Raw genomic sequence first — 12993 nt, 5'->3', positions numbered from 1 at the left:
CCGTGGACCACGACGTCGTCGTCGTCGGCGCCGGGCTCGCCGGTCTGCAGTGCGCCCACCTGCTCGAACGGCACGGACTGGACGTGGTGGTGCTGGAGGCCTCCGACGGCGTCGGGGGCCGGATCCGCACCGACACGGTCGACGGCTTCCGCTGCGACCGCGGGTTCCAGGTGCTCAACCCCGCTTACACCGAGCTGCGGCGCAGCGTGGACGTCGCGGCCCTGGGGATCCAGAAGTTCGACGCCGCCGCCGGGGTCCGCCGCGGCGACGGCATCGACGTCCTCGCCGACCCCCGCCGCGTCCCCTCCCGGCTGCCGGGGACGCTGCGCAGCCCGCTCGTGGAGCTGCGCCGGCTGCCCGCCCTGGCGGCCTGGCTCGCCCCGGGCCTGGACCTCCGCGCACGGCGCCGGGAGCGGCGGGACCTGCCCTGGCACGAGTCCCTCGACGCCGCCGGGGTGCGGGGACCGCTGCGGGACCTGGTGCTCGAGCCGTTCCTGGCCGGCGTGATCCTCGAGGACGAGGGCCGCACCTCGGCCGCCTTCGTGCGCGAGCTCGTCGGCTGGTTCCTGCTCGGCACCCCCGGCCTGCCCTCCGGGGGCATGGGCGCGCTCCCGGCCTGGATCCACGACGGGCTCCGGTCCCCGGCCGTCCTCGGTGCCCGCGTGGACGCGGTGGAGCGCACCGGGAACGGGTGGACCGTGGGCGCCGGGGACGCCGCCTGGCGGGCGTCCTCCGTGGTCGTGGCCACCGAGGGCCCGGCCGCCGCCCGGCTCCTGGACCTGCCGGACACCCCCATGAAGGGCGAGGCGACCTGGTGGTTCGCGGCGGACGCCGCGCCCTCCGACCTCGGGTGCCTGGTCCTGCCGGGCGAGTCGACCGGCCCGCTCGTCGACACGGCCGTGGTCAGCAACGCCGCCCCCAGCTACGCCCCGGACGGCCGGGCGCTGATCCAGGCGACCGCCCTCCTGCCGCGGGGCGCCGAGCTCCCCGCCGAGGCCGACGTCCGCCGGCAGCTGGGCACGATCTGGTCCGCCGACGCCGCCGCCTGGGACCTGCTGACCGTGCACGAGGTGCGCCGGGCGCTGCCGGAGCAGCCGCCCGGGCTCGTGGCCGACCGGCCCGCCGCCCTCGGCGACGGCCTGTACGTGTGCGGCGACCACCGCACCGACGGCTCGACCCAGGGCGCCCTGCGCTCCGGGCGCCGCGCGGCCGAGGCCCTGCTGGCCTGAGCCCGCTGGTTGCGGGGGGGGTGACCCGGCCGCGCCGGGTCAGTCGTCGTAGGTGTCGGCGAGTCGGCGGCGCTGGTGCTCCCGGCGGCTGTAGGTGGCCTCGCGGATGGCCTCGTCGCTGTCGAAGTTCGAGCCCAGGGCGCCGGCCAGGGTGCCCAGCGACGCGGCGAGCCAGGACAGGTGCAGGTAGTCGAGGAGATCGACGGGATGGCCCAGCTGGGACTCGAGGTAGCCGGCCTCGATCACCGCCAGGCCCACGAGGAGCAGCATCGCCCACAGGAGTACGTACATCAGGGCCACGCTCAGCCACACGGTGATGACGGTGGAGGCGTTGTCCGACCGGGACCGCCAGGGTTCGCCGTCGTCCGCGGAACGGTTCCACAGGCCGTTGTGGAGGATGAGCCAGCCGCTGAGCGCGGCGGTGACCACCACGCTGATCGTGGCCAGCCGGAGCGGGGACAGGACGTCGGACATGTTCCAGATGGAGGCGTAGAAGATGCCGAAGGCGCCGGTGGCGGCCGCGGCCGCCACGCAGCTGGCCAGGGCCGGCAGCAGGCGCCCGGGCTGGTTGCTCAGGATCATGCCGATCAGCAGCCGCAGCCGGTTCATCCGCCCGGGAAGCACGACGTAGGCCGCGCCTCCCGCCTCCCCGGAGGAGACCTTGCGCGCCGCCGCCCGTCCCAGGGCCCCGTGCACCGCGGACGGCGAAGGGGCGTCCTCGGCGCCGTCCCGGATCGCGCCGACCAGGGCGGCCAGCAGCCGGCAGGCCTTGCGGGAGAAGTGGTCAGCGCCCAGGCCCGGCAGCGAGACCAGCGCCGCGGCGTCGGCCGCGCCGACCTCGCAGAGCAGCGGTTCCCCGTCGTGGACGCGCGGCAGGTCCGTCAGGTACACCACGAAGTCCCACCCGTGCTCCTCGCGCAGCCGGCCGGCCTTGTCCAGCAGCGGGATGTTCCCCTCGGCCGTCAGGGGCAGGGTCTCGCGGCTGACCTCCACCGTCCAGGAGATCTCCGGGCCGGAGCGTTCCCGGCCGGAGCGTTCCGCGAGCGCCCGCGGCAGGTCCTCGGCCACCCGGCGGGCCACCTTCTCCGGCAACCCCGGATCAGCGAGAACCCCTACGGTCAGTGACTGCACATGGCCTCCTCCCCCGAGCGCACGGCACGTGGCGCCGCGGCCTCGGAGGCTGCCCCGCGGAGCAGCTCGACGTCGTCCCCCGAGCTTAGCCATCGGCAGGCCGACGACCGGACGGAACCAGTGGGGCGCCGGTGCGCGAGGTTCCCGCCGCCGTTGCGGAGCCCCGTCCCCTGCCGAGGAGCAGGCCCCGCGGCCGCCGGTCGTCAGCGGGTTCGTCGAGCCGGTGCCGTGGTGGAGGGCGCGTCGGCGGGCCGGGCGGTGCGGTGGCCGCGGAGCACGGTCGGCAGGCCCGCGGCGGCCAGGAGCGCGAGCACGACCAGAGGCGCCCAGGGGGTGCCGGGCCACCAGTGGTGCCGGTCGGTGAGATCGAGCAGCTGCCCGAGCACGGCGTTGCCGGCCAGCACGGTGATGCCGCCGCAGGTGGCGGCCAGCCCGTAGTAGGCGCCCCGCCCCGAGGTGGGTCCGTGCGCCGGGACGAACGACGGGATCAGGGACAGGATCGTGGGGGTCAGGAGCATGTGGCCCAGGATCAGGACGGCGACGGCGCCCATCAGCGGCGCCATCGAGCCGGTGGCGGTCCCGGGGTGCATCGAGGTCGCGGCGACCAGGGCGAACGCGCCGGCTTCGAGCACGAAACCGACCGCCAGGGCGGCGCCGGGGCCCATGCGCAGACCGGCGGCGGAGACCGGCAGCTGCAGCAGCAGGGTCAGGACCGAGGCGAGCAGGAACAGCGCGCCGAGCCAGGCACCGTCGAGGCCTCGCCGTCCCAGCTCGACGGGCACGGCGAAGTAGAGCTGGTGGTAGGCCAGCATCTTCACCCCGGCCAGTGCGCAGAACGTCACGAAGCGCCGGTCCCGCAGGCAGGCCCACCGGGGGCCGGCCGCGGAGGGCGCCGCGGTGGGCGTCCCGGCCGCTCGGTCCGGTTGAGGGTGGGCCGGTTCGGCCGGGAGCAGGTACCAGAGCAGGACCGTCACCGCGGTGAACACCCCGATCCCCAGGAACAGGGCCGCGTCGAATCCCCAGCCCAGGAGGAACGATCCCAGCACCGGGCCCAGGACGGCGCCGATCTCTCCGGTGATCGCCAGCCACACGAACACCGACCGCCGGCGGCCGGTCCGGCGGCCCGGGCCCTCCGTCCCCGCCGGCTGGTCGGCGTGGGAGAGCCGGGACTCCAGGGCGGGTGAGAACAGGGCGCCCCCGGCACCGGTGAGCACCGCGCCCAGGAGGAACAGGGCGAAGTCGGACGCCGCCGCCAGCGTGGCGTAGCCGGCGATGCGCACCAGGCAGCCGGTGAGGACGGCCCGGCGGGCACCCCACCGGTCGGCCAGCATGCCGCCGAGCAGGAACATGCCCTGCTGGCTGAAGGTCCGGGCCCCCAGCACCAGTCCGATGGCCGCGGCGCCCAGGCCGTACTCGGTGCCCATGGCTCCGGCCAGGAAGGGCACCACGGCGTAGAAGCCGAGGTTGAACACCAGCTGGGCGCCCAGCAGGGTGCGCGTCTCGACCCGGTGGTCACGGAAGGACATCGAGGTGCTCCTCGGACAGGCGGTGGGTGTCCAGGATCGCGCACACCTGGGGCAGTGCCGCCGCCACCAGCTGCCTGCTGTGCTCGTGGCGCGGCCGGGCGAAGAGCTCGGAGGTCTCCGCGAGCTCGACCAGGCGGCCCCGGAAGAGCACCGCGACCCGGTGGCTCATGTAGCGGACGACGCTCAGGTCGTGGGAGATCATCACCAGGGACAGGCGCCGGTCCCGGTGCAGGCGCAGCAGCAGGTCCAGGACGGTGCGCTGGGTCACCGCGTCCAGGGCCGAGGTGGCCTCGTCGCAGATGAGCACCGACGGTTCCAGCAGCAGGGCTCTGGCGATGGTGAGCCGCTGCAGCTGGCCTCCGGAGCACTGGCCGGGACGCCTGTCCAGCAGCTCCGGCTCCAGTCCCACCTCCCGCACCACCTCGTGGATGCTCGCACGCCGTTGCTCGGGCGTGCCGTTCCGGTGCCGCAGGAGGGGGGCCTCCAGGCTGGTGCCCAACGGCATGCGGGGATCGAAGGAGTCGTGCGGGTCCTGGAAGACGAGCTGCACGTGCGAGGCCGCCGCGCCGGAGCCGGCGCGGCCGGCGCCCGGGGTGCTGGTGACCCGTCCGCCGTCCGGTGCCTCGAGTCCGACGACCAACCGGGCGAGCGTGCTCTTCCCGGAGCCCGACTGCCCCAGCACCCCGAGGATCTCGCCCTCCCGCAGGTCGAGGGACACCCGGTCCACCGCGGGACGGGCCTCCCGCCGCTTCGGTCCGAAGCGCTTGGTGAGCTCGTCCAGCACCACGAGGGGGCGCGCCCCGCCGGTGGCGGGCGGAGTCCCGGTGGGGGTGAGGGCAGATGCCTCCAGGAGGGCCTTCGTGCACGTGCTGCGCGGATCGTTGAGCACGGTGCCGGCCGGCCCGGACTCCTGCACGCGCCCGGCGTCCAGCACCACGACCCGATCGGCGTAGGCGGACACGGTGGCCAGGTTGTGGGTGATGTAGAGGACCCCCAGCCCTCGGTCGCGCCGTTCGCGGTCGATCAGCTCCAGGATCTGCCGCTCGAGCACCGTGTCCAGGGCCGACGTCGGCTCGTCGGCCAGCAGCAGTCCGGGGCGGCCGGCCAGGGCCAGGGCCACCATGGCCCGTTGGGCCATGCCGCCGGAGAGCTGGTGGGGACGTGCCCGGGCGCACCACCGGGGGTCCTCGAACCCCACCTCGGCCAGCAGTTCCAGCGTCCGTGCACGAGCCTGCGTGCCGCGGAGGCCGGCATGGAGTCCCAGCGGTTCCCGCAGGTGCTCGCCGACGGTCCGGCGGGGGTTGAACATGCGCTGGGGCTGCTGGTAGAGCATGCCGATCCGGCCGCCGCGCACACGGTTCAGCTCCGCTTCGCCGGCCCGGGCGAGGTCGGTGTCACCCAGCCGGATCGTCCCGGCGTCCCGGTGCACCTGCGGGGGCAGCAGGCCCAGGACGGACATGGCCGTCAGGGTCTTGCCCGACCCGGAGGCGCCCACCAGCGCCACGAACTCCCCCGGAGCCACGGTGAGGTCGACGCCGGACAGGAGGGGGCGGCCACCGGCGCCGTCCGCGCCCGGCCGGTGGCTGAGGTGCAGTCCCTCGACGACCAGGCGCTCAGACATCGCGTTCCGTCCGCGACGATGCCGGCAGCAGCATGCGGGTGCTGCTCATGTGCGCCAGCCGTTGGCCGATCAGGGTCACGCACAGCGCAACGGTGAAGACCACCAGACCCGGGGCGAGGATCGTCACCGGCGCCCGGACGGCGTACGGCTGGGCCGCGGCCAGCATCGCCCCCCAGTCCGACTGCGGCGGCTGCACCCCCAGCCCCAGGTAGGACAGGGCGCCGACGGTGATCAGGAACTGGCCGAACCGCAGCGCGGCCTGTCCGAGGAGGGGTCCGGACAGGTGCGGCAGGATGTGCCGGAGGACGATGAAGGACGGCGAGCACCCCAGGACACGCGCGGCCTCGACGAAGCCCCGGGCCGAGACGTCGTAGGCCAGTGCCCGGGCCAGCCGCGCGAAGGGCGTCCAGCCGGTCACGGTCAGGGCCAGGAGCAGGGACAGGGGGCCGGGTCCCAGCACGGCGACCAGGAACAGGGCCACCACCATCTCCGGCAGCGCCAGCAGGACGTCGTTGGTCCGGGTGAGCAGCTCGTCCACCCACCCCCGGCGGCGGGCGCTCAGCACCCCGATCCCCGTGCCGATCACAGCGGTCAGCACGGTGGCCACGGCGGCGGTCACCAGGGAGAACCGGCCGCCGTCGAGCAGCCGGCTCAGGGTGTCCCGGCCCAGGTGGTCCGTCCCCAGCCAGTGCGCCGGGCCGGGCGGGGCGAGCCGTGCCGTGAGGTCCTGGGCTGCCGGCGGGTACGGTGCGATCCAGGGCGAGAACACCACGGACAGCACGATCAGGGCCAGGAGCGCCGCCGCCACCCAGACCAGGACGGGCCGGTCACGCATGACGCCCCCTGATCCGGGGGTTGAGGATGCCGTGCACCAGGTCCGCCGCGGTCGTCAGGACGACCGCCAGTCCCACGACCACCACCACGCCGCCCTGGGCGAGGGGGATGTCGCTGTTGCGGACGGCGTCGAACAGCAGCCTCCCCATGCCCGGGATCGCGAAGACGACCTCCACGATGACGGACCCGCCCAGCAGACCGGCGAACCACACGGCCACCAGCGTGGTGAGGGGCAGCAGGCCGTTGGGGAGCACGTGGCTCCGCACAGCCTGCGCGTGGCTGAGCCCCCGGGCCCGGGCGGCCGCGACGTGCTCGGCGCCCAGCGCCTCGAGCATCCCCTCGCGCACCGCCGAGGTGAAGTAGCTGATGGGGCGCAGGGCCAGGACCGCCACCGGCAGGACCGCGGACGCGGGGCCCTCCCACCCGGCGGAGGGCAGCACGGACAGCTGCAGCGCGAAGACCAGCACGAGCATCGGGGCCAGCCAGTACTCCGGCATCGCGATGAAGGCCTGGGTGACCGTGGTGATCACCCGGTCGGCCGGGCGCCCCTCCTGCAGGGCGGCGACGGTCCCCAGCACCACGGACACCGCGGCCGCCACCCCGAGGGTCACGACCACCAGGCTCAGGGTGATCCACAGGGCGGGCAGCACCTGCTCGATCACCGGTGTCCGGCTGGCGTAGGACAGGCCCAGGTCACCCCGGGCGAGCCGGCCGAGCCAGCGCAGGTACTGCACGGCGAGAGGATCCTGGAGTCCCAGCTCGAGCGCCAGCCCCTGGGCGGCGGCGTCGTCGACCACCTCCCCCGCCACCCGCGAGCGGATGATCTTGCGCACCGGGTCCCCCGGGGTGACGTAGGGGATGAGGAAGACCACGAAGGACGCCAGTAGGACGGTGATCCCCAGGGTCGCCGTCCTCCTGGCGAGGAACGCCGTCATCGACGCCCCCGCGCTCGCGGGGCTCCGCGGCTGCCGGTCGTGCTCACGAGCCGGACTTCGTCGTCTCCGCGCGCAGCACGTACCGGGACAGCGGGTCCTGGACGTAGTTCTGCAGGTCGGTGCGGACCGCGTCGATGGCCTGCTCGTTGACGAGCCAGACGTTCACGGCTTCGTCCTCGAGGATCTGTCCTGCCTGGGCGTAGAGCTCGTAGCGCTGCTCGGCGTCGGCGGTCCCGGCGGCCCGGGCGATGAGCGCGTCGTAGTCCTCGTCGCAGAAGTGGCTGAGGTTGTAGCTGCCCTCGCACGTGTAGTCGGCGGTGAGGAACCCGATAGGGTCGGCGATGTCGATCAGGCGGTTGCGCTGGCTGAGCACCATGTCGTAGTCCCCGGACAGCAGGTCCGGCTCCACCGCGGCGTACTCCTTGGTCGTGATGGTGACGGGGACGCCGACGCTCTCCAGGTTCTCCTGGATGACGGTGGCCACGTCGGCGAACTCCGCCCGCTCCACGATCGCGATGATCTCCAGCGGGCGCTCGGCGGTGTAGCCGGCGCTGGCCAGGAGCTCCTTCGCCGCCGCCACGTCCTGCTGCGGCGTCTCGGCCTCCTCGCCCGCCCAGGGCTCGGACGAGGCGAAGGGCCCGGTGCTCGGCAGGGCCGCGCCCTCGTAGACGCTGCCGGCCAGGGCGTCCAGATCCAGTGCGGAGCGGACGGCCCTGCGGAAGTCGACGTCGTCGAACGGCGCCCTGCCGTTGTTCATGTACAGCGTCGCGGTCCGCGGGGACTCGGCCTTGAGGACCTCGACGCCGGGATCGGCCTCCAGTGCGGACAGGTTGGCGACGGGGATGGACAGGGAGACGTCGGCCTCGCCGGTCTGCACCTGCGTCGCCCGCGTCGCCCCGTCCGTGATGAACCGGACCTCGGCCCCGGCGAGCTGCACCGGTCCGCCCCAGTAGTCCTCGTTCCGGTCCAGGGTCAGTGACTGCTTGGGCTGCTCCGAGACCGGGGTGAACGGCCCGGTGCAGTGCCCGAACGGGTCCACCGTCCCGCCCTCGAAGGCGGCGGGGGCCAGCACGCCGGTGTTGACACTGGCCAGCCGGTAGGGAACCAGGGGGCTCTCCTCCGGAGTGGTGACCCGCACCGTGCGCTCGTCGACGGCCTCGACGCCGCTGACGACGGCCGGGCTGAAGGCCCGGGCCGGGACCTCCGCGTCCAGGACGTCCTGCAGCGAGGTCACCACCGCTTCGGCGGTGAGCTGGGTGCCGTCCTGGAACTGCACGCCGTCCCGCAGGGTGAAGTCCCACTCCGTGGGGGAGACCTGGTCCCACTCCGTGGCCAGGGCCGGGACGATCTCCCCCTGGGTCTCGTCGTAGCGGGTCAGGGTCTCCAGGCACCCGGACAGGGACAGGATGTAGGCGGCGTCGCTCTCGAGGGCCCAGTCGGCCACCGGTGCACGGAAGTTGTCCACCACGATCCGCTGGCCGGTATCCGCCGCCTGCTCGCTCCCTCCGTCCCCACCGCTGAAGCCGCATCCCGACAACGTGAGAACGGCGACGGCACCCGTTGATGCCGTTACCCGGAAAACTGCGCGCACAGAACCACCTCAGGTCGACGTCCCTGGACAGAGCGCCCGCCGAGGACATGTGAATGATCGGGGAATCCCCCGGAGGAGAGGTTAGGCTACCCTCAGTCTGCGGTCCACTCGGCGGACCGGGATCGTCACGAACGGGACCGGATCCGGCGTCCGCCACGGAGGTGCCGGTGCTCCGTCGGGGCCGTCCGCCCGATGGCGACGCCCCCGTCGGGCCCGTTCCGTCAGGATCCCGGCCGGCGCCGTCTCGGGGCGAAGGTGGCCGGCTTGTCGGCGGCGTGGAAGTCGGTGATCAGGCGCGCGCACAGCTGCGGCTTCTCGACCAGCACGCCGTGGGAGGCGTGCGGGACCACGGCCAGCTCCCCGCGGGGCAGGGCGCGGTACGCGGCCACGGCGTGCTCGAGCCGCACCTCGTCGTCGTCGCCGACGAGCACCAGGACGGGGAGGTCGAGGCCCGCCAGGTCCGGGTCCGTGAAGACCGGCCCCTCCTCGTGCATCCGCCGCAGCTTGGCCGCGACCTCGCCGTAGTGCTCGCGCCCGTCGGGGGAGACCTCCGCGTAGGCGTCGACCATGAAGGCCGGCACCTCCGCCTCGCCCGCCAGGACGCCGGGCTCCCACCCGTCGCGGTGGTGCACCCCCGCCGCGAGCACCAGGTCCCGGACCAGGTCGGGACGGCGCAGCGCCACGGTCAGGGCGACGACGGCGCCGTCGCTGTACCCCAGCAGGTGCACCGGGGCACCGGCCTGATCCTCGAGGAAGGCGATCGTGTCCTCGGCCATCGCCGCGTAGGAGAGCGGGCCCTCCCGGTCGGGGGTGCGGCCGTGCGCGCGCTGATCGGGGGTGATCACCCGGTACCGGCCGGCCAGTTCCGCGACCAGCGGGTCCAGGGCCCGGGAGTCCGTGCCCCCGGGGTGCAGCAGGACGAACTCCGGCCCGCTCCCCCGGGCGCGGGACCACAGTCCCCCGGCCCGCTCCTCGCTCATGTGGTCAGTATCGCCCCTCCCGGGGACACCGCACCAGCTCCGGGGCGGCGCCGCAGGTCAGTCGCGCAGCATCTCCCCCACCCGCCGGACCCCTTCGGTGATGTCCTCCGGCGAGGCCGCGGAGTAGGCGAGGCGCAGGCTCGTGGAGGCGCGCCCGTCCGCGTAGCAGGCGCCGCCGGGCACCAGCACCACGCCGTGCCCGATGGCCCGGCCCAGGAGGTCCCCGTGGTCGAGGGCCGGGTCCAGGTCCAGCCACGTGAAGAAGCCGCCGGCGGGACGCGTCCAGCGCACCCCCTCGGGCATGAACCGCTCGAGGGCGGTCATCATGGCGGCGCAGCGCGCGCGGTACAGGTCCACCGCGCGGTCGAGGGCGGGCCGCCAGTGCTCGCTGGCCACGTACTCGGCGGCGAGCTCCTGGCCGAGCACGGACGGGTGGATGGTCACGGCCTCGGCCGCGATCTGCAGCCGGGCCCGCACCGCCGGCGCCGCCGCGATCCAGCCGACCCGCAGCCCGGGCGAGAAGATCTTGGAGAAGCTGCCCAGGTGGATCACGGTGCCCGGGTCCAGCGAGTACAGGGACGGGAGCCGGTGGGCGCGGTCGAAGCCGAGCAGCGCGTACGGGTCGTCCTCGAGGATGAGCACCCCGCGCTCGGCGCAGACCTCCACGAGCCGGCGGCGCCGCTCCTCGGTGAGGGTCACCCCGGTGGGGTTGTGGAAGTTCGGGATGGTGTAGACGAACTTCACGCTCCGGCCGGCGGCCCGCAGCCCGTCGATCCGCCCGGCGACCGCCTCGGGGTCCAGTCCGTCGTCGTCGACGTCCACGTGGGCGACCTCGACCTCGTAGCTGCCGAACACGCCGAGGGCCCCCACGTAGGTGGGGCCCTCGGCCACGACCACGTCCCCCGGGTCGCAGAACAGCTTGGTCACGAGGTCGAGACCCGCCTGGGACCCGGCGGTGATCTGGATCGTGTCGGGCGTGGTCTCCGCGCCCTGCAGGCGCATGAGCTCCACGACCAGCCCCGGCAGGCGCCCGATCCCGGCCCCGGAGCCGTACTGGAGCACCTCGGGGCCGCGCTCGGCGAGGATCCGCGCCGACATCGCGGCCACCACGTCGTGCGGGAGCACGCTCATGTCCGGATTGCCGCCGGCCAGGGAGATGATCCCGGGGCGCATCGCGATCTCGAACACGGCCCGGACCGGGGAGGGGCGGAACTCCTCGGAGCGGTGGGCGAACAGCGAGGTGTGGTCGGGCCGGGGGGTCACGGCCGCGCCCCCGGTCACCGGTCCTCCCCCGCCGGGGCCTGCACCGAGCCCTGCGCCGGGACGGCGTCCCCGTAGACGTGCCCGGCCAGCCCGTAGGCGGGTCCGCCCGGCGCCGCGCCGGGTCCCAGCGCGAGGAGGCTGATGAGCTCGTAGGCCACGTGGGCGGCCGCCACCCCGGTGATCTCGGCGTGGTCGTAGGCCGGGGCGACCTCGACGACGTCGCAGCCGACCACGTTCGTCCCGCGCAGCCCGCGCAGGATCTCGAGCACCTCCCGGCTGGTCATGCCGCCGGCCTCAGGGGTCCCGGTGCCGGGGGCGTGGGCCGGGTCCAGCACGTCGATGTCCAGCGAGACGTAGAGCGGGCGGTCGCCGACGCGCTCGCGCAGGTGCGCGACGACGGCGTCCACCCCCAGCCGCATGACGTCGGCGGAGGAGACGATGCCGAAGCCGAAGCGGGCGTCGTCGTCGAGGTCCTCGGTGCCGTAGAGCGGCCCGCGGGTGCCGACGTGGCACACGGCGTCCGTGTCGAGCAGGCCCTCCTCGAACGCCCGGCGGAAGGGGGTGCCGTGGGTGTACTCGGCACCGAAGTAGGTGTCCCAGGTGTCCAGGTGGGCGTCGAAGTGCAGCAGCGCGACCTCGCCGTGGCGCGCGTGGGCGGCGCGCAGCAGCGGCAGGGCGATGGTGTGGTCGCCGCCGATCGCCACGAGCCGGGTGTCCTCGCCCATGAGCTCCTTGGCCTGGGCCTCGATGGAGGCGATCGCCTCGGGGATGTCGAAGGGGTTGGCCACGATGTCCCCGGCGTCGGCGACCTGCGCCCCGGCGAACGGCGAGACGTTCTGCGCGGGGTTGTAGGGGCGCAGCAGGCGCGAGGACTCCCGGACGTGGTTGGCCCCGAACCGGGCGCCGGGCCGGTAGGAGACGCCGGCGTCGAACGGCACGCCCACCACCGCGATGTCCGTGTGCTCGACCTCGTCCGTGCGCGGCAGGCGGGCGAACGTGCCCAGGCCGGCCCAGCGCGGGGTCAGGGCGGCGTTGACGGGTCCGACGACGGGGGTGCCGTCCGGGGTGGTGCCGGTGATGCGCTCGGGGTTCATGGTGTGCGGTCCTCTCGGTGGATGCTGACGGGGGTGCTGACGGGGGTGCTGACGGGGGTGCCGGCGGGGGCGGCGGACGGGCCGGGCGGGGGGCTCACGAGCCGAGGATCCACAGCAGCACGGCGTCCTCGGTGCCGGGGTTCTCCCAGGTGTGCGGTTCGGAGCCGGGGAAGGTGACGGTGTCCCCGGCCGCCAGGTCGAAGGTGCGGTCCGGGACGTGCAGCCGGAACCGGCCGCTGATCAGGTGCAGCACCTCGGTCTCGCAGTCCATGCTGTACATCGCGTCCTCGCCCCGGCCTCCGGCGGCCACGCGGGCCCGGATGACCTGGACCTGGCGCTGGGCCGACGGCGTGACGAGCTGCTCCTCGATGCCCTCGCCGCCGAGGTCGATGTGCGGGGCGTCCTCGAGCCGGACCAGCTCCACGTCGGCGGGCCCGGCGAAGAGCGCGCCCACGTCGATCCGCAGCACCTGGCACATCCGCACCAGGGAGTCCACGGACGGGGAGGTGATGTCTCGCTCCACCCGGCTGACGAAGCCCTTGGTGAGGCCCGCGGCGGAGGCGAGCTGGTCGATGGTCATGTGGCTGCGCCGCCGGTGGTTGCGCAGCCGCGACCCCACGGCGGCGGTGTGCCCGGAGCTCTCGATGGGCAGTGCTTTCACGACGACGACGCCTCCTCCCGGACGGTTTTACCCGCCCGTCACGACCCGGACCCGTTCCCAAAACATGATCTGCATCATACTATGTGGGACAACTTTTGTTTCTTGTAGAGCAACCCCGTTCCGGGGAG

The 12993-nt window shown here is 74.1% G+C and carries 11 protein-coding genes; 1 reads left to right on the top strand and 10 read right to left on the bottom strand.

Annotated features, from left to right (window positions below; translation table 11 throughout):
- Nucleotides 1-2 precede the first annotated feature (2 nt).
- Entirely contained in the window at nt 3-1229 is a 1227-nt protein-coding gene (locus RF640_RS15065; protein WP_368828336.1) for an NAD(P)/FAD-dependent oxidoreductase, read from the top strand.
- Nucleotides 1230-1268: 39 nt separating this feature from the next.
- Here the strand turns inward: RF640_RS15065 and RF640_RS15060 are convergent, their stop codons facing one another.
- The 10 genes from RF640_RS15060 to RF640_RS15015 form a co-directional block, all read right to left on the bottom strand.
- Nucleotides 1269-2360, bottom strand: coding sequence for a DUF2267 domain-containing protein (locus RF640_RS15060; protein WP_136341376.1), 1092 nt, complete (start codon nt 2358-2360; stop codon nt 1269-1271).
- A gap of 203 nt (nt 2361-2563) precedes the next feature.
- Entirely contained in the window at nt 2564-3886 is a 1323-nt protein-coding gene (locus RF640_RS15055; protein ID WP_368828335.1) for an MFS transporter, read from the bottom strand.
- Nucleotides 3873-5507 (bottom strand): ATP-binding cassette domain-containing protein, encoded by a 1635-nt coding sequence (locus RF640_RS15050; RefSeq protein ID WP_368828334.1) that lies wholly within the window; start codon nt 5505-5507, stop codon nt 3873-3875. The genes RF640_RS15055 and RF640_RS15050 overlap by 14 nt, the downstream gene beginning before the upstream one ends.
- Nucleotides 5500-6342 carry an ABC transporter permease gene (locus RF640_RS15045; protein WP_368828333.1) on the bottom strand — a complete coding sequence of 281 codons (843 nt, stop codon included), beginning with the start codon at nt 6340-6342 and terminating at the stop codon, nt 5500-5502. The genes RF640_RS15050 and RF640_RS15045 overlap by 8 nt, the downstream gene beginning before the upstream one ends.
- The gene (locus RF640_RS15040; RefSeq protein ID WP_368828332.1) at nt 6335-7276 is read right to left on the bottom strand and encodes an ABC transporter permease; all 942 of its coding nucleotides are present in this window, start codon (nt 7274-7276) and stop codon (nt 6335-6337) included. Before RF640_RS15040 ends, RF640_RS15045 begins: the two co-directional genes overlap by 8 nt.
- 43 nt (nt 7277-7319) lie before the next feature.
- On the bottom strand, nt 7320-8867 hold the full coding sequence (locus RF640_RS15035; protein ID WP_368828331.1) for an ABC transporter substrate-binding protein: 1548 nt from the start codon (nt 8865-8867) through the stop codon (nt 7320-7322).
- A gap of 221 nt (nt 8868-9088) precedes the next feature.
- Entirely contained in the window at nt 9089-9847 is a 759-nt protein-coding gene (locus RF640_RS15030) for an alpha/beta fold hydrolase (protein WP_368828330.1), read from the bottom strand.
- Nucleotides 9848-9904: 57 nt separating this feature from the next.
- Nucleotides 9905-11128 (bottom strand): PLP-dependent aminotransferase family protein, encoded by a 1224-nt coding sequence (locus tag RF640_RS15025; RefSeq protein ID WP_109243083.1) that lies wholly within the window; start codon nt 11126-11128, stop codon nt 9905-9907.
- Nucleotides 11125-12204, bottom strand: a complete 1080-nt coding sequence (gene speB / locus RF640_RS15020; RefSeq protein ID WP_368828329.1) for an agmatinase — start codon at nt 12202-12204, stop codon at nt 11125-11127. The genes RF640_RS15025 and speB overlap by 4 nt, the downstream gene beginning before the upstream one ends.
- Before the next feature lie 94 nt (nt 12205-12298).
- The gene (locus tag RF640_RS15015; protein WP_017834812.1) at nt 12299-12865 is read right to left on the bottom strand and encodes a helix-turn-helix domain-containing protein; all 567 of its coding nucleotides are present in this window, start codon (nt 12863-12865) and stop codon (nt 12299-12301) included.
- Nucleotides 12866-12993 lie beyond the last annotated feature (128 nt).

Origin of the sequence: Kocuria sp. CPCC 205231, assembly GCF_040980965.1 — a bacterium.
GTDB lineage: Bacteria > Actinomycetota > Actinomycetes > Actinomycetales > Micrococcaceae > Kocuria > Kocuria rosea.
Note: the sequence above shows the minus strand (reverse complement) of the source record. Positions and strands in the feature narration are given on the sequence as shown.

What these genes read in the sequence shown, in the direction of transcription:
- RF640_RS15040 (WP_368828332.1), bottom strand. Translation starts at nt 7,276, where the DNA reads ATGACGGCGTTCCTCGCCAGGAGGACGGCGACCCTGGGGATCACCGTC.
- RF640_RS15045 (WP_368828333.1), bottom strand. Translation starts at nt 6,342, where the DNA reads ATGCGTGACCGGCCCGTCCTGGTCTGGGTGGCGGCGGCGCTCCTGGCC.
- RF640_RS15030 (WP_368828330.1), bottom strand. Translation starts at nt 9,847, where the DNA reads ATGAGCGAGGAGCGGGCCGGGGGACTGTGGTCCCGCGCCCGGGGGAGC.
- RF640_RS15055 (WP_368828335.1), bottom strand. Translation starts at nt 3,886, where the DNA reads ATGTCCTTCCGTGACCACCGGGTCGAGACGCGCACCCTGCTGGGCGCC.
- speB (WP_368828329.1), bottom strand. Translation starts at nt 12,204, where the DNA reads ATGAACCCCGAGCGCATCACCGGCACCACCCCGGACGGCACCCCCGTC.
- RF640_RS15050 (WP_368828334.1), bottom strand. Translation starts at nt 5,507, where the DNA reads ATGTCTGAGCGCCTGGTCGTCGAGGGACTGCACCTCAGCCACCGGCCG.